The organism is Streptomyces sp. NPDC014656 (assembly GCF_043084305.1).
Taxonomy (GTDB): domain Bacteria; phylum Actinomycetota; class Actinomycetes; order Streptomycetales; family Streptomycetaceae; genus Streptomyces.
Window position 1 is genome coordinate 180,600 of sequence record NZ_JBIBZN010000013.1, and the last position, 24,773, is coordinate 205,372.

General features: G+C 71.4%; 28 protein-coding genes and 2 pseudogenes. 16 read left to right on the plus strand and 14 right to left on the minus strand.

The window, feature by feature from the left end:
• Window positions 1-221: 221 nt before the first annotated feature.
• Window positions 222-425: a cold-shock protein gene (locus ACF1ED_RS27265; protein WP_319009446.1), complete on the minus strand. Its 204-nt coding sequence runs from the start codon at window positions 423-425 to the stop codon at window positions 222-224.
• Between the two features lie 669 nt (window positions 426-1,094).
• On the opposite strand from ACF1ED_RS27265, the gene ACF1ED_RS27270 reads away from it, so the two are divergent.
• The gene (locus tag ACF1ED_RS27270; RefSeq protein WP_391764894.1) at window positions 1,095-1,703 is read left to right on the plus strand and encodes a CatB-related O-acetyltransferase; all 609 of its coding nucleotides are present in this window, start codon (window positions 1,095-1,097) and stop codon (window positions 1,701-1,703) included.
• A gap of 135 nt (window positions 1,704-1,838) precedes the next feature.
• On the opposite strand, the gene ACF1ED_RS27275 is transcribed toward ACF1ED_RS27270, so the two are convergent.
• Both ACF1ED_RS27275 and ACF1ED_RS27280 read right to left on the minus strand, forming a co-directional pair.
• Entirely contained in the window at window positions 1,839-2,621 is a 783-nt protein-coding gene (locus tag ACF1ED_RS27275; protein WP_391764788.1) for an oxidoreductase, read from the minus strand.
• An 84-nt stretch (window positions 2,622-2,705) separates the two neighbouring features.
• Window positions 2,706-3,284 (minus strand): TetR/AcrR family transcriptional regulator, encoded by a 579-nt coding sequence (locus tag ACF1ED_RS27280; protein ID WP_391764790.1) that lies wholly within the window; start codon window positions 3,282-3,284, stop codon window positions 2,706-2,708.
• 332 nt (window positions 3,285-3,616) lie between these two features.
• Here ACF1ED_RS27280 and ACF1ED_RS27285 point away from each other — a divergent pair, with 332 nt between their 5' ends.
• The 8 genes from ACF1ED_RS27285 (at window position 3,617) to ACF1ED_RS27320 (ending at window position 9,034) form a co-directional block, all read left to right on the plus strand.
• Entirely contained in the window at window positions 3,617-3,823 is a 207-nt protein-coding gene (locus ACF1ED_RS27285; protein ID WP_391764792.1) for a hypothetical protein, read from the plus strand.
• 38 nt (window positions 3,824-3,861) lie between these two features.
• The gene (locus tag ACF1ED_RS27290; RefSeq protein ID WP_391764794.1) at window positions 3,862-4,179 is read left to right on the plus strand and encodes a hypothetical protein; all 318 of its coding nucleotides are present in this window, start codon (window positions 3,862-3,864) and stop codon (window positions 4,177-4,179) included.
• Entirely contained in the window at window positions 4,176-4,841 is a 666-nt protein-coding gene (locus tag ACF1ED_RS27295; RefSeq protein WP_391764796.1) for a DUF5819 family protein, read from the plus strand. Before ACF1ED_RS27290 ends, ACF1ED_RS27295 begins: the two co-directional genes overlap by 4 nt.
• Complete coding sequence (locus ACF1ED_RS27300; RefSeq protein ID WP_391764798.1) at window positions 4,838-5,881, plus strand: HTTM domain-containing protein; 1,044 nt, start codon at window positions 4,838-4,840, stop codon at window positions 5,879-5,881. Before ACF1ED_RS27295 ends, ACF1ED_RS27300 begins: the two co-directional genes overlap by 4 nt.
• Before the next feature lie 66 nt (window positions 5,882-5,947).
• Window positions 5,948-6,442, plus strand: coding sequence for a hypothetical protein (locus ACF1ED_RS27305; RefSeq protein WP_391764800.1), 495 nt, complete (start codon window positions 5,948-5,950; stop codon window positions 6,440-6,442).
• Window positions 6,439-7,335, plus strand: coding sequence for a serine hydrolase domain-containing protein (locus ACF1ED_RS27310; RefSeq protein ID WP_391764802.1), 897 nt, complete (start codon window positions 6,439-6,441; stop codon window positions 7,333-7,335). Before ACF1ED_RS27305 ends, ACF1ED_RS27310 begins: the two co-directional genes overlap by 4 nt.
• Complete coding sequence (locus ACF1ED_RS27315; protein WP_391764804.1) at window positions 7,332-8,783, plus strand: phytoene desaturase family protein; 1,452 nt, start codon at window positions 7,332-7,334, stop codon at window positions 8,781-8,783. The genes ACF1ED_RS27310 and ACF1ED_RS27315 overlap by 4 nt, the downstream gene beginning before the upstream one ends.
• The gene (locus tag ACF1ED_RS27320; RefSeq protein ID WP_391764806.1) at window positions 8,780-9,034 is read left to right on the plus strand and encodes a hypothetical protein; all 255 of its coding nucleotides are present in this window, start codon (window positions 8,780-8,782) and stop codon (window positions 9,032-9,034) included. The genes ACF1ED_RS27315 and ACF1ED_RS27320 overlap by 4 nt, the downstream gene beginning before the upstream one ends.
• A 6-nt stretch (window positions 9,035-9,040) precedes the next feature.
• On the opposite strand, the gene ACF1ED_RS27325 is transcribed toward ACF1ED_RS27320, so the two are convergent.
• The 6 genes and pseudogenes from ACF1ED_RS27325 to ACF1ED_RS27350 all read right to left on the minus strand — a co-directional run.
• Window positions 9,041-10,015: a helix-turn-helix transcriptional regulator gene (locus ACF1ED_RS27325; RefSeq protein ID WP_391764808.1), complete on the minus strand. Its 975-nt coding sequence runs from the start codon at window positions 10,013-10,015 to the stop codon at window positions 9,041-9,043.
• Between the two features lie 720 nt (window positions 10,016-10,735).
• Window positions 10,736-10,957, minus strand: a complete 222-nt coding sequence (locus ACF1ED_RS27330; protein WP_391764810.1) for a hypothetical protein — start codon at window positions 10,955-10,957, stop codon at window positions 10,736-10,738.
• 379 nt (window positions 10,958-11,336) lie between these two features.
• On the minus strand, window positions 11,337-11,684 hold the full coding sequence (locus ACF1ED_RS27335) for a YciI family protein (protein ID WP_391764812.1): 348 nt from the start codon (window positions 11,682-11,684) through the stop codon (window positions 11,337-11,339).
• Window positions 11,685-11,747: 63 nt separating this feature from the next.
• Window positions 11,748-12,632 carry a virginiamycin B lyase gene (locus ACF1ED_RS27340; protein WP_391764896.1) on the minus strand — a complete coding sequence of 295 codons (885 nt, stop codon included), beginning with the start codon at window positions 12,630-12,632 and terminating at the stop codon, window positions 11,748-11,750.
• A gap of 39 nt (window positions 12,633-12,671) precedes the next feature.
• Window positions 12,672-12,904, minus strand: a pseudogene (locus ACF1ED_RS27345) (hypothetical protein); the annotation flags it as partial.
• Window positions 12,903-14,280 (minus strand): annotated as a pseudogene (locus ACF1ED_RS27350) (MFS transporter); the annotation flags it as partial. The pseudogenes ACF1ED_RS27350 and ACF1ED_RS27345, both read right to left, overlap by 2 nt.
• A 153-nt stretch (window positions 14,281-14,433) precedes the next feature.
• Between ACF1ED_RS27350 and ACF1ED_RS27355 the strand changes: the two are divergent.
• Both ACF1ED_RS27355 and ACF1ED_RS27360 read left to right on the plus strand, forming a co-directional pair.
• The gene (locus ACF1ED_RS27355) at window positions 14,434-15,012 is read left to right on the plus strand and encodes a TetR/AcrR family transcriptional regulator (RefSeq protein ID WP_391764814.1); all 579 of its coding nucleotides are present in this window, start codon (window positions 14,434-14,436) and stop codon (window positions 15,010-15,012) included.
• 176 nt (window positions 15,013-15,188) lie between these two features.
• Window positions 15,189-15,608, plus strand: coding sequence for a VOC family protein (locus tag ACF1ED_RS27360; protein ID WP_391764816.1), 420 nt, complete (start codon window positions 15,189-15,191; stop codon window positions 15,606-15,608).
• Window positions 15,609-15,755: 147 nt separating this feature from the next.
• On the opposite strand, the gene ACF1ED_RS27365 is transcribed toward ACF1ED_RS27360, so the two are convergent.
• The gene (locus tag ACF1ED_RS27365; protein ID WP_391764818.1) at window positions 15,756-17,591 is read right to left on the minus strand and encodes an alkyl/aryl-sulfatase; all 1,836 of its coding nucleotides are present in this window, start codon (window positions 17,589-17,591) and stop codon (window positions 15,756-15,758) included.
• Window positions 17,592-17,777: 186 nt separating this feature from the next.
• Here ACF1ED_RS27365 and ACF1ED_RS27370 point away from each other — a divergent pair, with 186 nt between their 5' ends.
• Complete coding sequence (locus tag ACF1ED_RS27370) at window positions 17,778-17,942, plus strand: hypothetical protein (protein ID WP_391764820.1); 165 nt, start codon at window positions 17,778-17,780, stop codon at window positions 17,940-17,942.
• A 336-nt stretch (window positions 17,943-18,278) separates the two neighbouring features.
• Here ACF1ED_RS27370 and ACF1ED_RS27375 read toward each other — a convergent pair whose 3' ends face one another.
• From ACF1ED_RS27375 to ACF1ED_RS27385, 3 genes are all read right to left on the minus strand, one after another.
• Window positions 18,279-18,839: a DUF5994 family protein gene (locus ACF1ED_RS27375; RefSeq protein ID WP_391764822.1), complete on the minus strand. Its 561-nt coding sequence runs from the start codon at window positions 18,837-18,839 to the stop codon at window positions 18,279-18,281.
• Between the two features lie 143 nt (window positions 18,840-18,982).
• Window positions 18,983-20,194, minus strand: coding sequence for a PP2C family protein-serine/threonine phosphatase (locus tag ACF1ED_RS27380; RefSeq protein WP_391764824.1), 1,212 nt, complete (start codon window positions 20,192-20,194; stop codon window positions 18,983-18,985).
• A 139-nt stretch (window positions 20,195-20,333) separates the two neighbouring features.
• Window positions 20,334-20,615 carry a hypothetical protein gene (locus ACF1ED_RS27385; protein ID WP_391764826.1) on the minus strand — a complete coding sequence of 94 codons (282 nt, stop codon included), beginning with the start codon at window positions 20,613-20,615 and terminating at the stop codon, window positions 20,334-20,336.
• Window positions 20,616-20,833: 218 nt separating this feature from the next.
• Here ACF1ED_RS27385 and ACF1ED_RS27390 point away from each other — a divergent pair, with 218 nt between their 5' ends.
• From ACF1ED_RS27390 to ACF1ED_RS27405, 4 genes are all read left to right on the plus strand, one after another.
• The gene (locus tag ACF1ED_RS27390; protein ID WP_391764828.1) at window positions 20,834-21,358 is read left to right on the plus strand and encodes a DUF5994 family protein; all 525 of its coding nucleotides are present in this window, start codon (window positions 20,834-20,836) and stop codon (window positions 21,356-21,358) included.
• A 350-nt stretch (window positions 21,359-21,708) separates the two neighbouring features.
• Window positions 21,709-22,350 carry a DUF433 domain-containing protein gene (locus ACF1ED_RS27395; RefSeq protein WP_391764830.1) on the plus strand — a complete coding sequence of 214 codons (642 nt, stop codon included), beginning with the start codon at window positions 21,709-21,711 and terminating at the stop codon, window positions 22,348-22,350.
• Window positions 22,347-22,802: a DUF5615 family PIN-like protein gene (locus ACF1ED_RS27400; RefSeq protein ID WP_391764832.1), complete on the plus strand. Its 456-nt coding sequence runs from the start codon at window positions 22,347-22,349 to the stop codon at window positions 22,800-22,802. Before ACF1ED_RS27395 ends, ACF1ED_RS27400 begins: the two co-directional genes overlap by 4 nt.
• 223 nt (window positions 22,803-23,025) lie before the next feature.
• Window positions 23,026-23,784, plus strand: a complete 759-nt coding sequence (locus tag ACF1ED_RS27405; protein WP_391764834.1) for a hypothetical protein — start codon at window positions 23,026-23,028, stop codon at window positions 23,782-23,784.
• Between the two features lie 52 nt (window positions 23,785-23,836).
• On the opposite strand, the gene ACF1ED_RS27410 is transcribed toward ACF1ED_RS27405, so the two are convergent.
• Window positions 23,837-24,691, minus strand: a complete 855-nt coding sequence (locus tag ACF1ED_RS27410; protein WP_391764836.1) for a hypothetical protein — start codon at window positions 24,689-24,691, stop codon at window positions 23,837-23,839.
• Window positions 24,692-24,773 lie beyond the last annotated feature (82 nt).

Consider the following 24,773-nt stretch of genomic DNA (forward strand, 5'->3'; position numbering starts at 1 on the left):
AGAAATTCCGGCAGAGTGTGACCGGAATTGCGCGGCCGGCGGTGCATGGCCGGCAGCGCATGGCCGGCATCGTGTGACCGGCGGCGGAATAGCGGGAGCGGCCCGAAGGGAATGCGAGGGGCGTCAGCGACCCGGATGCGCGGGGAAGTCCTGTGAAATGAACGCGGCTGGGGCCCACACCCCGAAGGGTGTGGGCCCCAGCCGCGTATGACGCGTCAGTATCAGGCGGGAACGATGTTCTCGGCCGTCGGGCCCTTCTGGCCCTGCGCGATGTCGAAGGAGACCTTCTGCCCCTCCTGGAGCTCGCGGAAGCCCTGGGTGGCGATGTTCGAGTAGTGGGCGAACACGTCAGGACCGCCACCCTCCTGCTCGATGAAGCCGAAGCCCTTTTCCGCGTTGAACCACTTCACGGTGCCAGCAGCCATGTCATATCTCCTTCGGGCAGTGCAGCGGAATCCGCACTTTACGGACGCCGTGTCGCCGCGATGATTCCCTGCCCGGAAAAAAACCGGAATGCAAAGCGCTTCCGCACGGCGCATAAGGTCGACGGGGCGCTTGAAGTCTTCGGGTACCAAAACTGCAACTGATTCGACAGTAGCACGCCGGTGCGGCCCATACGGGTTCCGTTTTGAGCCCGCCGTGTCGCCGCTATAAATTCTCTCCGTGGCGCCGCTTAAAATCTCGGTCCGCGAACGCAGATATCCGTGCACGCGGAATGCGGAGCTTCGGCCGAGAGACCCTCGGGCGAGCCCGTCCCGCCGTCCCGCCGTCCCTCCGTCCAGCCGTCCGGAGCCCGTCAGGAACCACCCGGTTCGACCGGTCGACCGGTCGAACCGGCCGGTCGGCGTCGTCGCCACGGACCGGCTGCCGCGCTCGAACAGGGCGGAGTCGACGCGCCTCGCCGGAAAGGCCGTTGCCGCCGGCACCCGCCCACGTCCAGTCTGGACACCTCGGCAGGGGGGCTCCCCCGCCCCCGGGGCACCAGGCCCGGGGAAGAGCCGCCGCGCTCGCGGCCGGTCCAGCGGTACTTCGCGTGTGAAGAGGAGACATCGGTGAAGCCAGTCGTCCCCGCCGACCCGAACGTTCTGCACCCCATGCCCGACCAGCCGCGGGTGGTCCTGCTCAAGCCCCTGGTCACGTCCCCGCTGATCGAGGTCGGGGAGTACACCTACTACGACGACCCCGACGACGCGACCGCGTTCGAGACGCGCAACGTGCTCTACCACTACGGGCCCGAGAAGCTCGTCATCGGCAGGTTCTGCGCGCTGGGCACGGGGACGCGGTTCCTCATGAACGGCGCCAACCACCGCGTGGACGGCCCCTCCACCTTCCCCTTCCCCACCATGGGCGGCTCCTGGGCCGACCACTTCGACCTGCTCACCGGCCTGCCGAACCGCGGGGACACCGTCGTCGGCAACGACGTCTGGTTCGGCCACGGCGCGACCGTCATGCCCGGGGTGCGCATCGGCCACGGCGCGATCGTCGCCGCCGGCGCGGTGGTCACCAAGGACGTACCCGACTACGGCGTCGTCGGCGGCAACCCGGCCCGCCTCATCCGCACCCGGTACGACGACGAGGACGTCGCCCGGCTCCTGGCGCTGGCCTGGTGGGACTGGCCCGCCGAGCACCTCACCGGCCACATCCGCACCCTCATGTCCGGCAGCGTCGACGACCTGGAGAAGGCGGCCCCCGCACAGCCGTAGAGGCACGCCGCGCCCCGCGGCCGGGACGCGGGCGCGCCGCCCCTCCCCGTACGGGGGCACGGAAGACGGACCGAGGGCCCTCGCGTCGTCCGGGCCCCGAGGAGCCCGGACGAAGCCGGTGCCCCGGAGGACGCCTCACACCGTCTTGATGCCGCCTCCCTCGACGACGTAGTCGGCGCCGGTCACGCTCGCCGCGCGGTCCGAGGCGAGGAACGCGACGACGGCCGCGACTTCGCCGGGTTCGACCATGCGGCCGGTGGTCATGCCCATCGCCGCGGGCACCCCGGCCACGAAGTCGCGGTGCTCGACGCCGCCGGCCTCCGCCAGGCGGGCGCCGAAGCCGTCGGCGTCCTCCCACATGCCGGTACGCGTCGGCCCCGGGGAGACGGTGTTCACGCGTACGCCCCGGGGCCCGAACTCCTCGGACAGCGCCTTGCCGAACGCGTTGAGGGCCGCCTTCGCGGCGCCGTACTCGATCGGGCCCGTGCCGGGCAGCCGCGCGCTCATCGACGAGATGTTCACCACTGAGCCGCGGCGTTCCAGAATGCTCGGCAGCAGCCCGCGGGTGACCCGGACCGTGCCGAACAGGTTGACCTCGAAGCACCGAGCCCACAGGGCGTCGCCGGTCGCGAGGAACCCGTTCATGGTGAACTCGTCGCCGCCGCCCAGGTTGTTGACCAGGATGTCCACGCCGCCGAGCGTGGCGAGCGCCCGGGTCCCCAGCTCCTCGGCCCCTTCCGGCGTGCTCAGGTCCACCGCGACGGGGTGAGCGCCGATCTCCTTCAACTCGGGCGTGACCGTCCGGGCCGCGCCGACCACGCGGACGCCCTCGGCGACGAGCTGCCGGGCGATCGCGAGACCGACGCCCCGGCTGGCCCCGGTGACGACCGCGGTCTTGCCTGCGAGACCGAGTTCCATATCCGCTCCCCATAGATTCTTGAACCGTAGGTACAAAACAAGCCCGTAAAAAATCCAAGGAGGGCCGCCGATCGCCGGCACCGCCTACAAGGACCTCATCGCCGCGTCCACGACCCGCTTGAGCTGCGTGTCGTCCTCGGCGGTCTTCGCCAGCACCCGCATCCCGATCACCGTCGCGAGCAGCCAGGCGGCCACCGCCGCCGCGTCGCGGTCCCCGGCGATCTCGCCGGCCCGCTGGCCCTCCTCGACGGTGGCCCGGAACGCCCCCTCCGTGCGCGCGAACATCTTGCGCACCGTGTCGGCCGTCCCGGCGTCCGAAGGGGCCAGCTCGGCGGCGGTGTTCACCGCCATGCAGCCACGCCGCTCCGGGTCGCCCAGATCGAGCCGCACCAGGGCCTCCAAGGCGCCCCGCAGCCGGTCCTTCGCCGACCCGGGATGATCGAGGAGCGCCTCCAGCCACGCGGCCTGCGAGTCCCGGTACCGCCCCAGCGCCCGCTCGAACAGCGCGTGCTTGCTGCCGAAGGCGTGGTAGAGGCTGCCCTTCCCGATGCCGATCTCGTCCACGAGGTCCTGGGGCGTCGTCGCCGCGTACCCCTTGCGCCAGAACACGCCCATGGCCCGCTCCACCGCGACGTCCGGATCGAACTGCTTGGGTCTTCCCATGGCGACATCGTAGCGGGGTTCTTGACCCAGAGGTCAAGAACCCCGCTCGGCACTCAAGACCGCACGGACCCCAGGTCGCAGGGAAGGTCCAGGCAGGCGGCGGTCATCGGTCTGGAGCGGGACCGTCGAGGGGATCGAGCGTCGGGTCGCCGGCCGCCTGCAGGAAAGTGCAGGGGCCCCTGCAGGAAGCTGACATGTCCAACAGGCCCGACGCTGCTGTCCCGATGGCATCGTCTTCCTTGTCAGAACGACCCGTCAGGTCAAGGGGGAAGCAAGTGAACGCCCAATCCAGGCGCCATTCGGTTCGCGTCAGGCCGCTCATCGTCCTGGCCGTGTCCGCGGCCATCGTCTGGGGATCGACAGGCACGGCCGGTGCCGCCGCGGAGCAGCGGCCCGTCCTGTCGGCGTCCACACAGGGAAACGCTTCGCACGACCTGGCGGAGCGGCCGCTCAAGGGCTTCTGCAAGAAGCACAAGGGCGTCCGCGCGCTGCCCCGGCCCGTCAACCGGCTGTGCACGCCGGTCAACGGCTGGCAGTGAACTGACGGACCGGAAGAGAAGACAAACGGGAGAAGACAGTGAAGAAGGCAATTGCCGGTGCCGGTGTGGTTCTCGGCGGCGTCGCCGCCCTGCTCGCCACGCAGGCTCCTGCCCAGGCCGCGGCGCCGCTGGTGACCGCCTCCGCCGTGCAGACGGCCGAGCCGGAGATCGAGATGCGGCCGATGTGGATCGGTTCCGTGGCCAAGGCCGCGGTCGTCCACGGCAAGGCGCTGGCCGGCACGCAGGCCATCCGCAGCCAGGTCGGCAACGTGGTCCGGATCGCGAGCCTCGGCTCCGCCCCGGCGGACACCACCAGCGAGAACGCGCCGTCCGTCGAAGAGGTCTTCGACAAGTGACGGGTCACCTCGTGACCAGGAGGGCGGTGCTGCTCGGCGGCGCCGCCCTCCTGGGCCTTCACTTCGCTCTCGCCTCCTTCTCCCAGGCCCCCGCCACCCCGTTGAAGGTCCGGCACTTCGACAAGGTGAAGGGCTACCTGAACCCCTACTTCGTGCAGAACTGGATGCTCTTCGCGCCGGACCCCCTCGCCGACGACCGCGGCGTGCTGGCCCGGGCCCAGTGCCGGGACGGGAGCGTCACCGACTACCACGACGTCACCACCGCCTACGTGCGCGAGGCACAGGAGAGCAGGTTCTTCCCCTCCCGCATGTCGCGGCTGGTCTCCGCGCCGATGCAGTCCATCAACGCGACCGACCCCCTGCTCGACCGGCTGCGGGAGAAGCACAAGGACGACATCGCGAAGGACCGGAAGGACGGTGCGGGCAAGGTCCGCCTGATGCCGGAGGAGCAGAAGGCGCAGGACAACGCGGTCCGCTTCCTCTCCCGTTACTCACTGACCCAGATGCCCGACGCCTGCGGCGGTGATCCCCGGCGGATCCAGGTGCGCATGTACGTGCGCGAACTGCCGCCCTGGTCGAAGCGCAACGCCCCGGCGAAGGACGGCGAGGACACGGTGCAGGTGCAGGACTTCGACTGGCTGAAGGCGGACGAACTGCGGTGATCACCTCACTTCGCGCGCGACTGCGCGCCCGGAAGAGCCGTTCCCTGACCTCGCTGGACCGGATGGGCTCCACGTCGTTCGCCGTCCTGGGAGTCTCCGGCACGCGGGCCCTGCTCGGCTTCGTCGGCTTCATGTTCTACGCCTCGCAGTACGCCGACCGGCACTATCTCTTCGGCCCCTCGGGCGTCGAGTCCTGGAGCCGTTTCCTCACCGTCCTGGACGAGACGGACACCTTCAGCCTCTACGCGGTCAGCACCTCGACGGCCTGGTTCGAGCTGGTCTTCCACCTCGGCATGCTGCTGGCGCTCGGAGTCACGCTGGGCGTCGGAGGACGACCGGTGCTCGCCCTGCACGGGGTGTTCCTGTGGTCGGTCTACCAGCGGGACCAGTTCCTGCTCGACGGCGGCGACAACCTGGCGTACCTCGTCATCCCCATGCTGATGCTCACCCGCTGCTACGACCGGCTCTCCCTGACGAGCGGCCTGGCCGGGCGGGTCAAGGACCGGCTGCCCGCCGGACTGCGCGCCGCGCAGACCCCGCTGCACAACCTGGGCGTGCTCGCCATCGCGACGCAGATCTGCCTCGTGTACGTCACCAGCGGCCTCTACAAGGTGCAGGGCAAACTGTGGCAGGACGGCACGGCGCTCTTCTACATCATGCGCATCCCCGAGTTCGAACTCCCGGGATTCTCCCGGCTGGTGTACGAGAACGACCTGCTGGTGATCGGCGGCACCTACGCCACCACCCTGTTCCTGGTCTACTTCCCCCTGGGAGTGCTCGTCCCGAAGCTGCGCCCCTGGGCGGCCGTGGCGTCGATCGGCTTCCACCTGTCGATCGCCTTCTTCATGGGGCTCACCGGCTTCGCCCTCACCATGGTGGCCTGCGACCTGATCTTCCTGAGCCGGCCGCTCGCCGCCGGGATCCGCATGGCGGGCCGGGCCGGCGACCGCGTCACGGCGGCCGTACGGAAACGGGCCGGATGGCCGGAACAGTCCGCCGTCACGGCGACGCGGACGGCCTCCGCCGAGAATGCAGGCTGATCGTCCAGGCGCGGGCGGCCGGACCGGCCTCCCGGACGGGACGCACGACACGAACGGGAGTCAACTGTGGCGATGGTCGGACTGTTCTGGATCACCGCGGACGCGGTGTACGTGGGTGCCCCCCCGGGCACCGAGGGCCGCGGAGCGCGGCTGACCGAGAAGGGCGTGGAGGCCGGCGCGGCCGGTGACCACCGGACGTGGACGTGGGAGGAACTGCGCTCCGCGAGCGTCGAGGGAGCCCCGGTGCGCGGCGCCTCCCGCCGACGGCTGGCGCTCGCCGTGGAGGCCGTGCTCACGGCGGCACTGGGCGGCACCGGCGAACCGCCGGAGATGCTGCTGCGACTCGAAACCGCCTCCGGCAGCGAGGAGTTGCCCGTCCACTCGGCCGCCGCCGGTGCGTACGACGAGGAGGAGTTCACCCTCTCCCAGAACCTGCTCGCCCGGTTCGTCGACGGCGAAGCGTCCCCCCGGACGCTCACGGCGTGGGGCGCGATCGCGGGCGACACGAGCCCGAAGCGGCCCGAGCGGCAGGCGCTGCTGCGGAAATGGACCGGCGGATGAGGCGGTTCCCGCGCCCCGCCCCGATGTGCGCGATCTCCGGCACCGGCTCCGTGCGGGCCGAGCACGGCCACGACCCGGACGCGTACGTGGAGATCGGCTCCCTCACCAAGGCGCTCACCGGAACCCTGCTGGCACGGCTGGCCGACGCCGGCCGGCTCGACCCCGACGACCGGCTGACCGCATGGCTTCCGGCCGTTCCCGCCGGATCGGGGATCACGCTGCGGCAGCTGGCGGACCACACGTCGGGCCTGCCCCGCTCGCACCCGCGGCCGGCGTCGACCGACCCCCGCGACCCGTACGCGACCCTCGACCCCCAGGAGTTCGACGGGATCCTGCGGCGGCTCGACACGATCGCCACGCGGAAGCCGGGCGCGGACCAGGAGTACTCCAATCTCGGCTACGCCGTCCTCGGCGCCGCCCTGGAGAAGGCCGGCGGCGGCACGTACGAGGAACTGCTGCGCACCCACGTGCTCGCACCGCTCGGCGTCGACGAAGTCACCCCCGCCCCGCCCGCCGACCGGACACTGACCGCCCGCGGCCTGTTCGGACGGCCCCGCGCCACCTGGACCATGACCGGACCGATCCTGCCCGCCGGCGGCCTGTGGGCCACCCCCCGGGCCGTGTCGGGGCTCGTGAAGGGCCTGCTGGTGGACCGCGCGCTGGGCGAACCCGCCGTGTCCTGGCAGAGCGCGGGCGAACTGCGCTGGCACAACGGAGCGACGCGGGACGCGTCCGTCTTCGCCGGCGCCTTCCCCGGCACCACCGTCTGGGCGGTCGTGCACCGGCTCGGCGGCCGTCCCGACCGGACGGACCGGGCCGGGCTGAAGCTGCTCGCCGAGGCGAAGAAGGCCCCGCGAGACCGAGGGAACCCCGAGATGACGGCAAGCGGATGACGGACGTCGACGTCACCGTCGTCGGCAGCGGCCCCAACGGACTCGCCGCCGCGGTCACCATGGCCCGCGCCGGTCTGCGCGTCGAGATCCGCGAACGCGCCGGGGAGATCGGCGGCGGGCTGCGCACCGCCCCGCTCTTCGACAGCGAGGTCGTGCACGACCTCTGCGCCGCGGTGCACCCCATGGCCGCCGCCTCGCGGTTCTTCCGCGCGTTCGACCTCGCTGCCCGGGGGGTGGAACTGCTCCACCCCCCGGTCTCCTACGCCCAACTCCTCGACGGACGGACCGCCGCACTGGCGCACCGCGACCTCGCCACCACCTGTGCCGGACTCGGCGCCGACGGCGCCCGGTGGCGAAGGCTCATGGAGCCGCTGGTCGCGCACAGCACGGGCGTCGTCGACTTCATGCTGTCCGGGCAGCGGTCCCGGCCCGACGACCTCGCCGCCCCGGCCCTGCTGGCGCCGCGCGTCCTGCGCCACGGCGGCCCCTTCCACGGGTTCGCGACCGAGGAGGCGTCCGCGCTGCTGACCGGCGTGGCCGCGCACGCGGTCGGGCGGCTGCCCAGCCTCGCCTCCGGCGCGACAGCCGTGCTGCTCGGGCACCTCGGCCACAGCACGGGATGGCCACTGCCGAAGGGCGGCAGCGGCGTCATCGCCCGCGCGCTCGCCGACGACCTGGTGGCGCACGGCGGACGCGTCCGGACCGGGGCGCCCGTCGCCGACGTGCGGGAGCTGCGGGGCGTACGGGCCGTCCTGCTGGACGTGGCGCCGAAGGGGTTCCTCGCCCTCGCCGGGGACCTGCTGCCGGCCCGCTACGCGAAGGCCCTGGCGCGCTTCCGGTACGGCCCCGGCGCGGCGAAGGCGGACTTCCTGGTCTCCGCGCCGATCCCGTGGCTCGACCCCGAGGCCGGCCGCGCGGGCACGGTTCACCTCGGTGGCGGCCGCGCCACGATGCTGCGGCAGGAGACCCTCGCGGCGCGCGGGGTCCCGACCGCCGAACCGTTCGTCATGCTCGTCGATCCCGCCGTCACCGACCCCGGACGCGAGGTGCGGGGCAGGCGGCCGGTCTGGGCGTACGCGCACGTGCCCAACGGCGACACGCGCGATCCGCTGCCGATGATCCGGGCCGCGATCGAGCGGCACGCTCCCGGCTTCACGGACACGGTCCTGGCCGAGCGGGCCGTCACCGCCGCGGGCCTCGAGGCGTACAACCCGAACTACGTGGGCGGCGACATCCTGGCGGGGGCCGTCACGCTCACCCAGTCACTGCTGCGTCCCGTGCCCCGGTTCGACCCGTACCGGACTCCGCTGCGCGGGGTGTACCTCTGCTCGGCCTCCACACCGCCCGGCCCCGGCGTGCACGGCATGTCCGGCTACTGGGCCGCGCGCTCCGCCCTGCGGCACGAGTTCGGCATCCGTACGCCCCCGGCTCTCGGCCCCGCGTCATGAGCGGCGGGAACAGCGGCTCCGGGGCGGAGCTCCGTGTCGTGCGCCTGGCCGCGGACTCGTCCGCCGCTCCCCTGACCGTGATCCGCCTGCTGGCCCTGCTGCCCCCGGACTGGCCCTGCTCCACGCGGGTGTCGGCGGACCGGATCACGCTGTGGGTCGGGGCCGGACCGGACGCGGCGCGCGCGGCCGTGACCGGGGCGCTGCGGGACCGCGCGCTGCGCGGCTGGTCCCTGGCCGACGCTCACGAGTGAGAGAGGTCAGATCCAGCCACGCTCGCGAGCCAGCAGAGCGGCCTGCGGCCGCCCCGCCGCGCCGAGCAGCTGTATTAAGTCGGCCACGTGGCGCCGGTAGCTGCGGACGGAGATGCCGAGTTCGCGGGCGCCGATCTCGTCCTTGCTGACCCGGCACATCGATTCCAGGACGCGCCGCTCCAGCTCGGTCGGCTGGTCGGGACCGGCGCCGTCCTCGCCGTGCGACGGGAGGGGCTCCGCCTCGCCCCAGATCTTCTCGAACAGGGCGAGCATGTTGGCGACGAGACCGTCCTCACGGACGAGCAGGGCGCCACGGGCCGTGTCATCGGGGTCCACGGGCACCAGGGCGGTGCCGCGGTCGTAGATGAGGATGCGCTCGGTGACGGTCTGCGCGACCCGGATCTGCGCCCCCTGCGAGGCGAGTTCGCGCAGGTAGCCGGCGGTGGGCGGATGGTCGAGCGCCGTGCGCGGTATGACGCTTCGGATCCGCACGCCGCGCCGCAGGCAGCGCTGGTCGAGGGGACGGGCGTGGGCGATGTTCTCGGGCGTCAGCTCGACGTGCGGTTCGACCGAGAGGATCTCCTCGCGCGCGAAGAAGGCGAGATCGTCGATCCGGGCGCGGATGCGCTCGACGTCCGCCAGCCGCTCGATGCGCGGAGCGGAAACGGCCTCCACGGGCTGCACCTGCCGCAGCTCGGCGACCAGGTGCCGGGCTTGCGTGATCCGGGTGAGCTCCCTGTGGAGCTCCCGCAGGCACAGGTCGGTGAGGCGCTCCACGGTGGTCTCCGGGTCCGCGGCCGCGAACTCACCCGGTCCGGTGCGGTTCAGCACCCCCAGCGCGCACAGGCGGTGCACGCTCGTGTCCACCTCGCGTCGATCCAGTCCCAGCAGTGTGTGGATCTCGTCGTCGGAGGTGCCCGGATTCCTCAGGAAGTGCCGGTACACGGCCTCTTCAGGGGCGGACAGCCCCAGCCCGGACATGTCTGATCCCATCGCGTAGCCCCCGTGCGCCCGCAGCTTCGATCGACCCCGCGCACAGCGGACAGGATGGTCGGTCCCGCCCCGGCGCGAGGCTATTCCGTGACGGGGAGTCTAACCCGCGTGAACGACGTGCCACGTGGTCAGCGGCCCGCGACCGTCCCGCGACCGTCCCGCGTACGAGCCGCCGCCGGCGCCCGCGAGAGAAGCGGCGGGCCTCCGCGGCGAGCCGGTCCCGGTCCTTCCGCGAGCGGTGCGCGCAGTGCCCGTCGGCCACGAGGGGACCTCGTGGGCGAGGTGGCGAGTGATCCCGGCCCTCCCCGGGTCCCTGAGCTTCCCGGACGACGACGAAGCCCCAGGTCCCTGACCTGGGGCTTCGTTCGTTCAAGAGTGGATGGCGGGAATCGCACCCGCGCCATGGGCGGCGGAATCGCCGGGGCCCGATGCCGAAGCCGTCGTCACGAGGGGGAGCTAGCCCGTCTCGCGTCGGGCCGCACTCGTACCAGAGGCCGTCGCTTGCGCGTCCTCGTCGAACAGGAAGGTGTCGATCTCCCCGAAGTCGGGCGCCCGGAAGGGATGTGTGGCGGGCTGCGGTGATGCTGCGGCGGCGCAGGGGGACGCCTCTTCCGGAGCGGAGAACGGCGAGGTCAGGTCGATGAGAGGGGTCCTCTTCCTTGTGGGTCCGTGAACGCGTCTGGGGTGCCGTGACCGGGCACGGCGGTCCTACAGCTTGCTCATCTTGGCGTACGGACTCAGGATCCGCTCTCGCGCCGAGCCGAAATCCACGACGGCGGCGATCCCGTCCTCGACGCCGACGACCCGGCCGAGGCCGTGCACGTCGTGTGTGACCTGGTCGCCCACGGCGAACTGCTTGGGAGGCAGCGCGACCGGGGCCTTGAAGGGGCTGGTGGGCAAAAAGCGCTTCGGTGCACTGGGCTTTGTCATTGCTGCCAGTATGCGCCCGCGCGCATCCGCTGCGCCCGTTCCCGTCCGCAGCGCGAAGCGGCCGAGGAGAAGCCCGCCGAGGGGCAGCAGCCCCGGGCCCCCGACCCGGGGCGTCGCGAGAAGAGCGGACGACGGGAACCGAACCCGCGCCCCAGGCTTGCGGATCACCCGGCACTCGACCGCGTACATCCCACCTGACCTGTGGGAACAGCCGTAGCCGGGAGCGGCCCCGGTGTCCTGCCGGACCCTCTGCCGACCGCTGTTCACCGCTTCCACGGCACGCTGTGGCACGGTCTTCCGGTCTTTCGGTCTTTCGGTCTTTCGGTCTTCCGGCCACGGCGGGCCGGCCGCTCCGGCCTGCCGCTTCGAGCCGGGCCGGTCATGCGGATTCGAGGAGGGGGCGGATCTCGACGGTCTCCGGGGTGGGCAGGCTCCTGGCCAGTTCGAGGGCTTCCGCGCGGTCGGCGACCTCGACGACGAACCAGCCGCCGAGGGTCTCCCCGCCGGGGTGCGCGGGCCCGTCGGTCACCGTCGTCGTCCCGTCGGCCGCGGTGCGCACCGTCGCGGGGGCGGTGCGCTCGGTCTCCAGGGCGTCGCCGCCGACGAGTTTCCCGGCCGCGGCGAGGCCGCCGATCCAGCCTTCGTACTCCTTGCGGTAGGCGGCCCGGTCGGCCTGGATCCGGCGGCGCGATTCGTCCGTCTCGAAGATCACGAGCGCGTATTTCATGGGGTCTTCCTCTCCGGCCGCCGTGTGGCGGCCCTGTCGACTCGGTGGAGTGGGACGGGGTGGTCAGGGGGTGACGCGGGCGAGCGCGCCGGTCTCCAGCGCGGTCCACAGGGAGCCGTCGGGGCCGACGGCGATGCCGTGGGGCTCGGAGCCGGGGGTGGGCAGGTCGTACGTCGTGAGGGAGCCTTCGGGAGTGAGGGCGCCGACGCGGTTGCCGCCCCATTCGGTGAACCAGACGGTGCCGTCGCCGTCGACGGTGACGGCGTGCGGCCGGGCGGCCCGGTCGGGCAGCGGGAATTCGGTGATCCGCCCGTCGGGGGTGATCCGGCCGATCTGGCCGGCGGCGATCTCGGTGAACCACAGCGCGCCGTCGGGGCCCGCCGCGATCCCGACCGGCGCCGCCGCCTCCGTCGGCAGGGGGTGGAGGGTGATCACGCCGTCCGTGCCGATCCGGCCGATGGCGTCGGCCTGGTTGAGGGTGAACCACATCCCGCCGTCCGCGCCGGCGGTGATCGCGGAGGGGAACGCGCCGGTGACGGGCAGCGGGAACTCGGTGACGCGGCCGTCGACGGTGATCCGGCCGACGCGGTCGGCGGCGGTCTCGGTGAACCACAGCGCGCCGTCGGGGCCCGCCGCGATGCCGAACGGCCCGCAGCCGGGGGTGGGGACGTCGAACTCGGTGACGGTGCCGCCGGTGGTGACGCGTCCGATCCGGTCCGCCTCGTACTCGGTGAACCACAGGGCGCCGTCGGGGCCGGGGGTGATGACGGTCGGCCCGCAGTCGGGGTCGAGCCGGTGGCTGGTCGGTTCCTCGCCGGGGACGAGCCGGCCGATCCGGCCGCCGTGGACGAGGGTGAACCACAGGGCGCCGTCGGGTCCCGTGGTGAGGGCGTAGGGTCCGGCCGCGCGGTCGGCCACCGGGTGCTCTTCGATGGACACGTGGGGCATGTGGTTCAAAGGGACTTCTCCGTTCCGTGTTCGGTGACGAGGTCGGTGGGCCGGTCCCACCAGGCGGCGGACCGGTCGGGCCGGGTTGCCGCCGACGACGCCGTACGGCGGGACGTCGGCGGGACGTCGGCGGTCACCACGGCGTCGTCCGTGATCATCGCGCCGTCCCCGATCCGGACGCCCGGCGTGACGGTCGACCGGTAGCCGAACCAGACGTCGTTGCCGACGGCGGTGTCGCCGCGGCCGGGCACGGCGGTGACGATGTCCGGGGTTTCCTCAGCCACAGGCCGGTGAACACGGCGGCGGCCGAGGTGAGGGCGCCGGCCACGACGAAGGCGCTGTCGAGACCGGCCTCGAAGGAGGCGCCGCCGGACTGCCGGGCGCGGACGACGGCTCCGAGCACCGCCACGCCCAGCACCGCGCCGATCTGCCGGGTGGTGCTGCTGATGCCGGAGGCGAGGCCGCCTTCCTGCGGGCCGACCGCCTGGATGGCGGCTCCGGTCAGGGGCGACAGGGTCAGGGCGAAGCCGGTGCCGACGACTGCCAGCCGCCACCAGACGTTCCCGTAACCGGTGTCGGCGTGCACCGTGCCGAGCGCGAGCAGTCCGGGGCCGGCCAGGGTCAGGCCGGTGGTGACCACGACGCGGAAGCCGTACCGGGCGGCGAGCCGGCCCGCGTACGGGCTGACGACCACCATGGCGAGGGACATCGGCAGGGTCTGCAGGCCGGCGCGCAGGACCGAGCTGCCCTGGACGTGCACGAAGAACTGGGAGAAGAAGAACGACGACCCCATGAGCGCGAACCCCACCACGCCCATGGCCGTGTGGGACACGGTGAACGACCGCCGCCGGAACAGCCGCGGCGGCAGCATCGGTGCGGAACGGCGCGCTTCGACGGCGACGAAGGCGGCGAGGAGGAGTGCCGCGGCGGCGAAGCTTCCCAGGATCACCGGCGACGTCCAGCCGCGGGCACCACCCTCGATCAGCCCGTAGGTCAGCACCCCCACCCCCAGGACGGACAGCACCGTGCCCGGGACGTCGATCGCGGGGGCGCCCGGATTGCGGGACTCGTCGAGGTGGCGCAGACCGACCAGCAGAAGCACCACGCCGACGGGCAGGTTGACCAGGAAGATCGCGGGCCAGCCGAAGGCGTCCGTCAGAACTCCGCCGGCCGCGGGGCCCGCCGCCAGACCGATCCCGCTGAGTCCGGCCCACAGCCCGATCGCCTTGACGCGTTCCTGCGGTACGGGATGGGCGGAGGCGAGCAGGGCGAGCGAGGCGGGACTCAGCGCCGCGGCCCCGATGCCCTGCAGGACCCGGCCGGCGATCAGCCAGCCGAGCGAGGGCGCGAGGCTGCACAGCACCGACGCGGCGGTGAACACCGCCACCCCGGCCAGGTACACCCGCTTGCGGCCGAACCGGTCGGCGAAGACGCCGCCGGACAGCAGCAGCATCGCGACCAGCAGGACGTACGCGTCGACGATCCACTGCAGACCGGTCAACCCGGTGTGCAGCCGCTGCTGCATGTCGGGCAGTGCCGCTCCGACGATCGTGTTGTCGAGCAGGACCATGAACTGGCCCAGGCAGGTCACCGCAAGCAGCACGGCCCGGTTCGGTCGACCGTCTGAGGCCGTACGCGGTGCCGTCATCCAGATCCCCCTTCGTCCATCGGTCACACCCGGCCGGGCGTGACGCGGGCGGTGGCCCTACCGAGCCACCTAAAAGCAGTCAGCGACTGCGTTAGGCGACTATAGAGAGGGCACCCCTGTAAACGCAAGAGATGGCTGCGTTAAGGTGGTGGCGTGAACGAGCGACAGCAAGCCAGGCGGCCCGGCGGACGCAGCGCCCGCGTCGGCGCCCAGGTGCACCAGGCCGTCACCGACCTGATCCGCGAACGCGGCTACGGCAACTTCACCGTCGGCGAGGTCGCGGCCCGCGCGGGCGTGGCCGACAGCAGCGTCTACCGCCGGTGGGGCAACCTGGAGACCCTGCTCACCGACGTGGCGCTCACCCGCCTCAACGCGCGGTCGCCGATGCCCGACACCGGGAGCCTGGCCGGCGACCTGCGCACGTACGCGGCCCAGGTGGCCCGCGAGATCACCGGGCCCGACGGCCCCGCGGTGCTCCACCTGGCTGTCGCCCTGGCCGGCAGCGGCGAGCGGGGCGTGCGGGCGGCCGAGGAACTCCGCGCCGAACGCACCCGGCAACTGCAGTCCATGCTCGACCGCGCCCGCGAACGCGGAGAGGACGCGCCCGACGCGCTCGACGTGCTGGACCACGTCCTGGCCCCGATGTACGTCCGCGTCCTGTTCGGCATGGTCCCGCTCGCCCCGGACTACGTCGACGGACTGGTCGACGGACTGGTCGACCGCCTGCCGTGATCCCGCCCGGTCCCGGCGATCGGCTCTCGGCCGCGGTTCCGCCTCCGGTGACCTTCTCCTCGTCAACTGCCGTTGCCCACTGCGTAGATCGGGGCTAACGTGTACGCCGACATCGCGTGTCGGTCACCGGCTGGGTGAGGCATGGAGGTGTCGGGACATGCCTTCGGAGGCATTCCTTGTCAGTCGAGTTGAACCACACGATCGTCCACGCCCGGGACAACCGGGAGTCCGCTGAGTTCTTCGCGGACCTTCTCCGCCTTGAGATCACCGCCGAGTGGGGCCCGTTCATCGCGGTCGGCCTGGGCAACGGCGTCACGCTGGACTTCGCCACCGTCCCCGCGGACACCATCACCCCCCAGCACTACGCCTTCCTGATCTCCGAGGAGGAGTTCGACGCGGCGTACGCGCAGATCAGAGAGCGCGGCATCGAGCACTACGCCGACCCCCACCGCAAGCAGCCCGGCACGGTCAACCACAACGACGGCGGCCGCGGCGTGTACTTCATGGACCCGGCGGGTCACGCCATGGAACTCATCACCGTGCCGTACGGCGGCTGGGCCCCGTCACCCCACACGGGCCCCGAGACGTCCGGATGACGACGAAGCCCCAGGCCACTGGCCTGGGGCTTCGTCTTTGCGAGCGGAGGACGGGAGCGGAGGACGGGAATCGAACCCGCCCCCTGAGCTCGGGAATCGCCCGGCACTCAACGGTCCTCTTCAGGGACCGGGGCCAGGGGTCGGGCGTCAGGGCGTGACGACGGCGAAGGTCTTGTCGGGGGTGGTGACGTACGAGAAGAGGCGGGCCAGGAGGGCCGGGTCGCCGTCGACCGTGACGCCGTCGAGCCCCTCGCCGGCGAGGACGCCGAGGAGCTGGGCCTTGGTCAGGGTGAGGGTGAGCCCGGCGGGGGTCTTGGGCGCGGTGTCGGCGGGCGCGGCGCGGTGGGTGAGGGCGCCGTTCCGGAGGGTGAGCCGGTGCCGGGCCCGTTCGGCGGCCGGACCGGTGAGAACGAGGTCGACGGCCAGGTCCTCGTCCCAGGCACGGGGGCCGTCGAGGCGGATGGCGATGGAGTCCAGGAGCATGGGCACCGTGAGGGCCATGAGCATCTCGGGGTTGGCGAGGTCGACGATGTCGGACTCCGGGCCGGTACGCAGTTCCTTGGCGGCCATGAGGTAGAAGTTCCGCCAGGTGGCGTTCTCGGCGCCGTGACCGAGCCGGGTGTAGACGTCCGCCAGCGTCTCCTTCGCGTCCCGGTTGCCGGGGTCGGCGAAGACCAGGTGGTCGAGGAGGGTCGCGGCGAAGCGGAGGTCGCCGGCGTCCGCGTACGCGCGGGCCTTGGCGAGGGCTTCGGCCGGCCCGCCGGCCACGTCCACGTACCGCTGCGCGAGTTCGACGGGCGGGTGTTCCCACAGATGGGCCGGGTTGCCGTCGTACCAGCCGAGGTACCGCTGGTAGATCGCTTTGACGTTGTGCGACAGCGAGCCGTAGTAGCCGCGCGCGTGCCAGGACTTCTCCAGGGCGGGCGGCAGCTGGATCTCCTCGGCGATCTCCGGGCCGGTCAGGCCGTCGTTGAGCATGCGCAGGGTCTGGTCGTGCATGTACGCGTACAGGTCGCGCTGTCCGGAGAGGAAGGCGACCACGTTGTCGTGGCCCCAGGTGGGCCAGTGGTGGGACGCGAACGCGACGTCGTAGCGCCCGTCGAAGTACTCGATGGCCTCGTCCAGGTAGCGGGCCCAGACGCGGGCGTCGCGGACGACGGCGCCGCGCAGGGTCAGGATGTTGTGCATGTTGTGCGTGGCGTTCTCCGCCAGGCACAGCGCCCGCTTGTCGGGGAAGAGGAAGTTCATCTCGGACGGGGCCTCGGTGCCGGGCGTGAGCTGGAAGACGATCCGCACGCCGTCGACCGTCTCCTCCTGCCCCGTCCGGGTGATGTCCACGGTCGGCGGGACGAGCGTGATCGTGCCGTTGGAGGTGGCCTGGCCGAGACCGACGCCGATCTGTCCCTCGGGCGACTTGGGCAGCATGGCGCCGTACATGTACCCGGCGCGGCGGCCCATCGCCCCGCCCGCGTAGACGTTCTCGCTGACCGCGTGCTCCAGGAAGCCCTCGGGGGCGAGGATCGGGACGCCCTCCTCGGTGCCGTGCGGGAGGACGCCGCGGACGCCGCCGAAGTGGTCGCCGTGCGAGTGGGTGTAGATCACGCCGGTCACGGGACGTTCACCGCGGTGCTCCTTGTAGAGCGCGAACGCGGCGGCGGCGGTCTCGGCGGAGATGAGCGGGTCGATCACGATGACACCGCGCTCGCCCTCGACGAGCGTCATGTTGGAGATGTCCAGGCCGCGGACCTGGTAGACGCCCTCGGTCACCTCGTACAGACCCTGACGGGCGCAGAGCTGACCCTGCCGCCACAGGCTGGGATGGGCGGTGCCGGGGCACTCGGCCTCCAGGAAGGCGTACGCGTCGTTGTCCCAGATCACCCGGCCGTCGGCGGCCTTCACGACGCCGGGGACGAGGGCACCGACGAACCCCCGGTCGGCGTCGTCGAAGTCGGTGGTGTCCTCGAAGGGGAGGGCTGCGCCCATGGGCTCACTCCGTTCCACGGTGGTCCGGTCCATCTCAACACCGCGCACCCACATGCGCACTTTGTTGCTTATCTCCCCTTCTGTCTCCTCTCGTTCCGCTGGGGCCGCCGGTCCTCCGCCGCCGTGCGGCGATCCACTCGCGCCCCTCGGCGACCGCGGTCCTCAGCCCCCCGAACACCTCAAGCCGTGCCGATACGCCTCCGCCTCCGCCGAGAACGGCACGTCGGGCAGCTGGGCCTCGACGCGGGGAAGTCCGGCGAAGACGGAACGACGCTCTCCGGCGAGCCGGCGAACCCCGCCGCGCACCTCGGCATCCGCACCCCGGTGCTGTTCACCCTCGTACGGGCCTGACCGCGCGGCGGGGCACACGGAGGGCACGGCAGCCCCCGACAGGTCTGGAAACGAGGAAGCCCCAGGTCTCTGACCTGGGGCTTCGTTCAAGAGCGGATGACGGGAATCGAACCCGCGCTATAAGCTTGGGAATCACCGACGCCCGTCTCGCTTATCTAGTGCCTGACCTGGGGAAACGATCCCTGGCGTCCAGCCTTCCACCGGCTCGGGCGTACCCGTTTTGACCGCTGTTCACCGTCCCGAAGGGCACGGATGGGGCACGGGAGCGGAGGGCGATGACAGCGGTGGTGACAGCTCCTGGACAAGGGACCAGCGGGGCCGAGGGAACAGCGGGTGTCACCTCCGCATGCCCTGGGGCAGGTGGATCATGCGTGCCCCGACGATGGGGTGGGGTGGGGGCAGGGGCTGTCCGGAGGCGCCGCCTTCCGTCTCCCAGGCGTCCTCGCCGACTCGGGTCTCCAGCAGGCGGCGGCCGACGGCGTCCTCGCGGGACATCAGGATGCCGGTGGTGTGGACGTTGCCCGGGGCGGACGCGGCGGCCATCAGCCTTGCGGCGGAGGCGGGTTCGCTCTCCGGGGGAATCACGAGCAGGTCGCAGCGGCCGAGGCTGTACGAGAGCAGGATCATCGTGTCGAGGGCCTGGTCGGTGAACCAGCCGACGTGCACGGCGTAGCCGCCGACGGGGACCTTGTGCAGGGGGTCAGACCAGGGTGCCGGGTTCGCGGTGATGCGTGTGACGCGTCCGAAGCGGTCCCGCAGCGCCTCCACCAGGGGCGGCAGCTCGGTGGCGAGATCGCGTGAACACGGCCACCAGGCGCCGTCCAGCAGCCCGGCCGGGGAGTTGTTCGGTGTCAGTGCCAGGCGCGCCTGGCGGGTGGGAGCGGTGGTGCTGGTCATGGGACCGGGACCCGTCCCCGAGGCGCCTGCGGGCGCCCCGGCCTAGTGATCGCCGGGAACGACGTCCGCGTGGGAGCGGGTGTTCGAAGTGCTCCCGGTACCTCCAACGTACTCCGCGCCGGAGCCGGACGCGCCGGGCCCCGTCACTTCCGTCCGCGCCACTCGACGAGGACGAGGGTGGCGTCGTCGGTGGTGGCCCCGCCGCGGGCCCGTCTGAGCGTGTGGGACAGGTCGCGTGCCACGGCCCGTACGCCCCGGTCGGCCTGGTCCAGTCGATGGACCCAGTCGATCAGCTGGTCCTCGCCGAACTCCTCCTGCCCGCTCTCGTGTTCCTCGATCAGGCCGTCGGTGAAGCAGAGGATCCGGTCCCCGGGCAGCAGTTTCACCTCGCTGACCTGCGGCTGGTCTCCGCCGAAGCCGACGGGGAGGGTGGTGGGGCTGTTCAGGCGGCGGACGACGCGGTGGTCGCGGATCAGCATGGGGGCGGGATGCCCGGCGTTGACCCACTGGAGGCTGCCGGTGGTCGTGTCCAGCCGCAGCATCTGCGCGGTGACGAAGTGGTCGGGGGCGAACTGCTCGGCGACGGCCCGGTCCATGAAAAGGTAGATCTCGGACAGTTCGACGCTGATGCGGCGGGCGTGCCGGTACGCGCCGATGGCCACGGTCGCCATGGTCGCGGCGTCCAGGCCGTGGCCCATGGCGTCGATCATGGCGAGGTGGAGGACGTCGCCGTTGAGGGCGTAGTCGAAGCTGTCGCCGGCCACGTCGTAGGCGGGTTCCAGGACGCCGGCGACGGCGACGCGGGGCATCGTCATAGCGAGCGGGGGCAGGAGGGACCACTGGATCTCGGCGGCGACGCTCATCGCTTCGCCCCGGCGGGTGCGGAAGAAGAGGTCGGTGTAGCCGTTCTTGGCCCGCATCGTGTCGGCGGCCAGGGCGGCGAGCCTGCACAGGATGCGACGGGCATCGTCGTCGACCGCGTCCAGGGTGACGGCCAGGACACCGGCCTGGTCGCCGCCGTCGAGCAGCGGTAGGTGGACCCGCACCCCGTCGGCCAGCGCCAGCTCGACCGGGAGCGAGGTGAGGAAGCAGCAGCCGGCCGCCGAGCCGTCGATGGGCAGGGGATCGCCGTCCTCCAGCCCGTCGCCGGCGAGGGGGACCAGGTTCCGCTGCCCGTAGTCCTGGAGCAGGATCTGCGTCTCCCGGCCGCCGATCCGGGCGACCGCGTCGGCGAGAGCGGACCCCACCCGGTCGGGCGGCAGCGCGTGGGCGTGGTCCAGGAACCCGCCCAGCAGCATCTCCCCGAAGCTCTCCGAGAGGGCGGGGCCCCCGTCGTCGTGTGGTCCGACGGTCATCCGGGGCCTCCAGGCGGGCGGCGGCGCAATGCCCTGGTCCGGTGCCGGAGGGCCGATCCGCCGGCATCGCGGTGCGGCTTCCAGGATGCTCCGTTGCGACTGGGGCCGCCACGCGCGTCCGACGGCTCCGGCCGCCTGGTCAGGGTTCCTGGGAGTGGGGGCCGGTGCCGCTCGGGGGCCTGCTGGTGGCCAGCCAGGACCGGGCCGGTTCGGCGGTGCGGGCGGTGTCGACGGTGAGGTGGAGGCGGGTCCCTCCGCCGGGGGCGGGATAGCTGCGCTGCTCCTCACCGGCGAAGCAGTGACGGAGGACATCGGCAACCATCCGGGCGGCGTCCGGGGTGGCGGAGACGATGCGGACTTCGGCGTACCCCGGCCGGCGGCAGGGCTTCGGCTTCCGGCTCGTTGCGGTCCAAGGCGGCACCGTCCTTTCCCGTCGAAGGCAGGGCCGGTCAGGTCTCCGTACGTCCACGGTACGTCCGAAGACCCGCACAGACCGGCCCCCGGCGGGGAGCGGCGCGTCCGCGGGTCCTCCCGGAGTACGGTGAAAGAACGGGGCCGTCGCCCCGCCCACCGACCCGGCGTCCGCCGTGGCACCGGTCCGGGCGGCATCGGCACCACCCGTGGACGGGCGGACCGACCATGACCGACACATACACCCCCTCCCCGCTGCGGCGCCTCCTGCCGGACGAGATCCACCGGGCCGTCGGACCGGGCACCGCGCTGCTCCGGCTGGAGACGACAGGGTCCCGACAGAACCTCCTCGACGGCGCGTGGTGGCCGCGCTCGCGCGACGTCGAGCGGGAGATCCCGCCGCTGATCACCGCCCTGACCGAACATCTCGGGCCCCTCACCCGAGTCGGCCTGGACGCCTCCGCCTGGAACGGCATCCCCACTCGCCTGGTCGTCGACGACCGGGTCGTGCACCTCGACTCCTTCCCCGTCGGCGACGACACCGTCCTGATCACCCGCGGCGACAACGACCACTTCTCCCTCATGGTCGTCCCGCCCGCCACCACGCCCGAGGCCGCCCGCACCGCCATGGCCCGAGCCGTCCACGCCGACAACGTCACCCAGGCCGCCGAGATACTCCTCGCCGAACTCCCCCACGCCGCAGCCCTGTCAGCCGGCACCGCCCCGGAGAACGACGAAGGCCCAGGTCACTGACCTGGGCCTTCTCTCAAGAGCGGATGACGGGAATCGAACCCGCGCTACTCGGGTTGGAAACCACCGTTACCGCGGAAGAGCACCAGGTGTCTGACCTGCAAAAACAAGCTCCTGTGTGGCGTCTTCCGCGGTCCAGATATGCCGGTGTCGACCGTTTTTCCCCGCACTGGAGGGCACGGTGCTCGGAGCCTTTCGAACGCTCCTGCTCGCTCTGCACCGAGCTTCCACCTCGGTTCGGGCCGGCGTCCTACAACCAGACGTTCCCATAGCACTGGCCCTTCATTTCTGGCGAGGCCTCGGGACAATGGGATACGTTCGGCTCGTATCCGAGGGGGCGGAAGGAGGCGTGGGTGTCGTACGAACCGAAGCTCGCCGCCGCGCTCTCCGGAGCCACTATGCGCCAGCTCTCCCATTGGCGCAGGGCGGGCAAGAACGGGGCCGTGCTCGTGCCCGAGGTGTCCGACGCGCGCCCCATCCTCTACTCGTTCCGTGACGTTGTGGCGCTGCGTGCCTGTGTACGCCTGCGCCAGGAGACTTCGCTCCAGAAGATCCGCAAGGCTCTGAACACTCTCCGGGAGGATCTCGGCGAGCGAGAACACCTCTCCGCGTACGCCCTGGTAACGGACCGGGACACTATCTACCTCGCCGAACACGGCCAGGCCACGGATCTTCTCCGGGGTGGCAACTACGTCATCCATCAGCTCGTCGATGTGCTGGCGCCGTTCTACCAGGACGGACGCCACATCCCGGCATTGCTGCACCCGAGGCAGCACCTGACCGTCGAGCCCGCCGTACGCGGAGGGGAGCCAGTAATCCAGGGGACGCGCGTGCCCGCTGCGGAGGTCGCCGCGCTGGTGCGCGACGGCATCGAGCCCGAGCGCATCACGGACTTCTACCCTGGCGTCAGCGCTGACGCGGCCCGGGACGCGCTCGACTTCAGCGACTACGTCGACAGCTACACCGACAGCGCGCCTCGGCAGGTCGCCGCTTGAAGCTGCTGCTCGATGAGAACGTGCCGCGCCCCATGGCGGGGATCGTGCGGACTCTTCTGGCAGCGCACGAAGTGCTGCACGTCTACGACCTGGACGGATGGGCCGGCACCAAGGACATCGAGCTGTACGGCAAAGCCAAGATCGAAGGCTTCCAGGCCATCATCACCAACGACGGCAAACAGCTCAGTCGGCCGCTGGAGGTTCGGGCGATCGCCGAGTCCGGCCTCCATCGCATCGAGTACCGGACGAACCACAAGCACGGTGGTCTCGTCGGTCTCGGGACGGCTATAGCGACGGTGTGCGCGGCTCTGCCTCATGCCCTGGACGATCTTGCCAAGGCGGAGGGGCAGAGGTTGGTCTTTCTCACCTCTGTCGACCCGCAGCGCAACAGCCGCCTGCGGATGACAGACCCTGCCGCGACGCCACCGAAGCACTGGCCCACAGCTGCCTGACTCGGATTTCGCGCAGTAGCGCATTGTTCCCAGAGCTGCTGGGTTTGCCGGAAGCGGACCCGGGCGCTGGCTGCGTTTTGCCGAGGGCCTCAAGTGCGCTGCATGCCAGGACGCCAAGACATCCCCAAGATCAAAGAATGCGGCATCCACGCCGCAGACTTCGTCCTCTAAGTGGGTGAACATGGCTGTATAAGCCAAATTTCCTCTCTCGGGAGGTGCGGCGATGTCCGGTCTAACGGATGCCGAGTGCGGCCCGGACTGGGGCCTTCTTCGAGCGCACGACCTCTGGGCGCTACCCCTGGAAGTACTGACCGACGTCATGGAGGTCGGGGTGGTTGAGCTGGAGCTTCCCCAGGGCTCCTTGGCCTTCCCGTTCCGGAAGGCGGATGGCAGGTGGATCGCTGTCCAGAGTGGTCTGCCGCCGACCGAGCGAAACCGCTTGGTGCGTGACCTGTTGTTCTCGTACCTCGCTGAGGTGGTCGGCTCGGGAAGACCGAGATCCCGGTTCCGTGCGATCGACATCAGAGCGTTGTACGCCGGGACCTACGGGGAGCCCATGGACGGCTGGCGAGATGACGAGGAGGTGATCGCTTCCTTGCGTTCCTTCGTCAGCGAACCGCTGGGCGGGGTAGCGGAGGACATTCCGGAAAGCGCGTACCCCTTGCCCGATGAGGTGGGCGCGGTGATCGCCTTCGGCTACGACCGGGCCGGCAGGCGATGTCCGCTCGCCTGGGTGGATTCCCGGCTTCCCAGTGGGCTGAGGGCGGACTTGTGGGGCTTCAATGTGGCACTGATCGCCGAGGGGGACGTGTCGGAGAGCCAGGCGGATGCAGAAGGAATCCTCTACATCGGCAGACGACGTCGGCCTGTGAGGGGGCCGGGACCTGCGCTGTTGGCGGCGCTGACGGTCCAGCGGCTCGGCCGCCGACCCCAGGACTGTGACTTTCCACTGCTCAGCCCGCCTTCGCAGAGAGGGGAGTGAAGAGGAGCGGCGGTGATCAGCTTTCCGTACAGACGCTCACAGGATGCCCACGTCAGAGCGGGGTGTCGGCGATGAGCAGCGCAAGGGCGTGGGAGGACGGGCGTGCCTCGGGAAATACGGCCATGGCGGTCCGCAGGACAGAGAGCAGGGCGGGCCACTGTGGGGCGAGCGCCGGTGAGAGCTGACCACCAGCGATCAGCTGGCGGGCCCTGGGGCCGGCGATGGGGCCCTCGGCGTCGGCCGCGGCGGTGTAGTCGAACGGCCACCTGCCGGTGGCGGAACGCCAGAGGGTCGCGGCGAGGGTGTAGGTCTCCGCGGCCGGAGTGACCTTGACCGGGCGGTGGCCGGCTTCGATCTCGGCGGCCAGTTCGGGGGCGAGGAGGTGGGGGAGGCCGCCTTGGAAGGTCCTTGAAGGGGGCAGGGTGGGGGAAGCGGCCCAGGTACAGTCGATGAGCTGGACGCCGGTCTTGGTGTGGATCGCGTGGTCGGGCTGGAGGTCGCCGTGGACCCAGCCCTGGCGGTGGAGGTCGGTGACCGCGAGGCACAGGCCGACGGCGGCGTCCCGGGCCTCCTCCGTGCCCTGATGAGTGATGCGGACGGTGCGGAAGGCGTCCCAGGTGGACGGACCGTCGTGCCACGGCGTGATCAGCCAGGAGGCGATTCCGGTACGACCGGAGGCGATGAGGGGGCTGTGGCCCGGCATGCTTTCGGCGACCGTGATCTCGCGGGCGGTGATCGGGGCGCCTTCGCCCTGGCCGGCCTTGAGGGCGACCGAGGCGGCGGGGCCGGTGCCCTTCCAGACGGTGGCGCCTCGACGGCTGCTGACGATCTCCCACAGCACCGGTCGTCCGCAGTGGGATTCGACGGAGGCCAGGGCCTCCCTGGGAATCCTGATTTCTTCGGACATCGACTGACTCTCCTGTCGTGGTGCTCTAGGGTGACGTGCGTTCCCGGTGCTCTGTGGTGTCGCCGGGTTCTGTTCGTTCCTG

Bases quoted from the DNA above. Each gene is read 5' to 3' on its own strand.
- ACF1ED_RS27265 (WP_319009446.1), bottom strand. From the start codon at position 425: ATGGCTGCTGGCACCGTGAAGTGGTTCAACGCGGAAAAGGGCTTCGGC.
- ACF1ED_RS27270 (WP_391764894.1), top strand. From the start codon at position 1,095: ATGCCCGACCAGCCGCGGGTGGTCCTGCTCAAGCCCCTGGTCACGTCC.
- ACF1ED_RS27275 (WP_391764788.1), bottom strand. From the start codon at position 2,621: ATGGAACTCGGTCTCGCAGGCAAGACCGCGGTCGTCACCGGGGCCAGC.
- ACF1ED_RS27280 (WP_391764790.1), bottom strand. From the start codon at position 3,284: ATGGGAAGACCCAAGCAGTTCGATCCGGACGTCGCGGTGGAGCGGGCC.
- ACF1ED_RS27310 (WP_391764802.1), top strand. From the start codon at position 6,439: ATGAGGCGGTTCCCGCGCCCCGCCCCGATGTGCGCGATCTCCGGCACC.
- ACF1ED_RS27315 (WP_391764804.1), top strand. From the start codon at position 7,332: ATGACGGACGTCGACGTCACCGTCGTCGGCAGCGGCCCCAACGGACTC.
- ACF1ED_RS27320 (WP_391764806.1), top strand. From the start codon at position 8,780: ATGAGCGGCGGGAACAGCGGCTCCGGGGCGGAGCTCCGTGTCGTGCGC.
- ACF1ED_RS27325 (WP_391764808.1), bottom strand. From the start codon at position 10,015: ATGTCCGGGCTGGGGCTGTCCGCCCCTGAAGAGGCCGTGTACCGGCAC.
- ACF1ED_RS27330 (WP_391764810.1), bottom strand. From the start codon at position 10,957: ATGACAAAGCCCAGTGCACCGAAGCGCTTTTTGCCCACCAGCCCCTTC.
- ACF1ED_RS27335 (WP_391764812.1), bottom strand. From the start codon at position 11,684: ATGAAATACGCGCTCGTGATCTTCGAGACGGACGAATCGCGCCGCCGG.
- ACF1ED_RS27340 (WP_391764896.1), bottom strand. From the start codon at position 12,632: ATGCCCCACGTGTCCATCGAAGAGCACCCGGTGGCCGACCGCGCGGCC.
- ACF1ED_RS27365 (WP_391764818.1), bottom strand. From the start codon at position 17,591: ATGGGCGCAGCCCTCCCCTTCGAGGACACCACCGACTTCGACGACGCC.
- ACF1ED_RS27375 (WP_391764822.1), bottom strand. From the start codon at position 18,839: ATGACCAGCACCACCGCTCCCACCCGCCAGGCGCGCCTGGCACTGACA.
- ACF1ED_RS27380 (WP_391764824.1), bottom strand. From the start codon at position 20,194: ATGACCGTCGGACCACACGACGACGGGGGCCCCGCCCTCTCGGAGAGC.
- ACF1ED_RS27390 (WP_391764828.1), top strand. From the start codon at position 20,834: ATGACCGACACATACACCCCCTCCCCGCTGCGGCGCCTCCTGCCGGAC.
- ACF1ED_RS27405 (WP_391764834.1), top strand. From the start codon at position 23,026: ATGTCCGGTCTAACGGATGCCGAGTGCGGCCCGGACTGGGGCCTTCTT.
- ACF1ED_RS27410 (WP_391764836.1), bottom strand. From the start codon at position 24,691: ATGTCCGAAGAAATCAGGATTCCCAGGGAGGCCCTGGCCTCCGTCGAA.